This window comes from Acinetobacter junii CIP 64.5, assembly GCF_000368765.1.
Taxonomy (GTDB): Bacteria; Pseudomonadota; Gammaproteobacteria; order Pseudomonadales; family Moraxellaceae; genus Acinetobacter; species Acinetobacter junii.
Map to the genome: position 1 here is coordinate 867,256 of NZ_KB849655.1, position 1,841 is coordinate 869,096.

A 1,841-nucleotide genomic window follows, 5' to 3' on the forward strand; every position below is an offset into this window, starting at 1 on the left:
GTTACAATTTCTAAATGGCGTATGCCGCCATGAACAATATCTAGCGTGGTCAATGGTGTGTTAAGTTTTTCTAAATGGCGTATGCCGCCATGAACTGCCCACTCCAGCAACTCCGAATCATCCTTATTTTCTAAATGGCGTATGCCGCCATGAACCTCTTTTGTTGATTGAGTTGGAGTAGCTTGCTTTTCTAAATGGCGTATGCCGCCATGAACATTTTTGCGTGATCGGTGGAAGACCTGGTTCATTTCTAAATGGCGTATGCCGCCATGAACTTAAGTCCACTTGAGTATGAAGCTTTACAGAATTTCTAAATGGCGTATGCCGCCATGAACATAAAGCTCTCGATATCGTCAAAGTTCAATTTTTTCTAAATGGCGTATGCCGCCATGAACTTAAAAGAAGTCCATGATGATGATATTGCTTGTTTCTAAATGGCGTATGCCGCCATGAACTACCCAGGTATCACACCAGGTGAAATTACCCATTTCTAAATGGCGTATGCCGCCATGAACAATTCAACTCTTACGTTGCCCCTCAATTTGAATTTCTAAATGGCGTATGCCGCCATGAACTTTCAATCCTAAAAATAGATTCTTCAAGGAGCTTTCTAAATGGCGTATGCCGCCATGAACACATCAATTCAAGCTCTAACCTTGCTTTAATTTTTCTAAATGGCGTATGCCGCCATGAACCAAGAGAAACTTCGTTCAAAGGTATTTTGGGCTTTCTAAATGGCGTATGCCGCCATGAACTAGAGCTTGTTATTTGGCTGAATAACTTCAATTTTCTAAATGGCGTATGCCGCCATGAACCTGTTTGGGTTGAGCGATGATCAATTCAAAATTTTCTAAATGGCGTATGCCGCCATGAACATCCAGTGAGTAGGGGGTTCATCCTGGCAGTTATTTCTAAATGGCGTATGCCGCCATGAACTATAGCATGAATTTAGCATTTGCCTTGTACAATTTCTAAATGGCGTATGCCGCCATGAACTCAGATATTCTTCGACAAACCTTTGCTGCTTATTTCTAAATGGCGTATGCCGCCATGAACAGAGCGAAACTGCGGGAAGAATGGCTATTCTTTTTCTAAATGGCGTATGCCGCCATGAACTTATAACCCCAAGCGGAACTAGCAAAGTTAAATTTCTAAATGGCGTATGCCGCCATGAACTACATCAGTCTGGATAACATCTCTATCTCACTTTTCTAAATGGCGTATGCCGCCATGAACGTTTTTTTATGAAAGTCTACTCAAAAGCCGATTTTCTAAATGGCGTATGCCGCCATGAACATTCACAACGTTTGTATTGGTTGCGACCCATTTTTCTAAATGGCGTATGCCGCCATGAACGAAATTTCTATTTTGATACCTGATTCAAGAGTTTTCTAAATGGCGTATGCCGCCATGAACCAAATACTGCCTGGAGAATTGATATGGTATCATTTCTAAATGGCGTATGCCGCCATGAACTCGAAAAAGCAAAACCTAGTCAGTTTAACGAATTTCTAAATGGCGTATGCCGCCATGAACGCACTACTATCTCCTTTAACTCTTTTTACTCGTTTCTAAATGGCGTATGCCGCCATGAACCCTCATGGGACATTCTGATCCCTTCTGTGCGTTTTCTAAATGGCGTATGCCGCCATGAACATTAAAAAGCGTTTGATGTTGTAGAGTTCAACTTTCTAAATGGCGTATGCCGCCATGAACCAGAGCAAATTGCAAAAAACTTTTTGGAGTCATTTCTAAATGGCGTATGCCGCCATGAACATGTTCTGGTGTGGCAAGCGGAAAATATACGTTTTCTAAATGGCGTATGCCGCCATGAACCCTTA

At 42.0% G+C, this 1,841-nt stretch carries 1 CRISPR repeat array.

The window, feature by feature from the left end:
* The first annotated feature begins 7 nt into the window (after positions 1-7).
* Positions 8-1,836: direct repeats of the CRISPR family, unit length 28 nt; unit sequence TTTCTAAATGGCGTATGCCGCCATGAAC.
* Positions 1,837-1,841 lie beyond the last annotated feature (5 nt).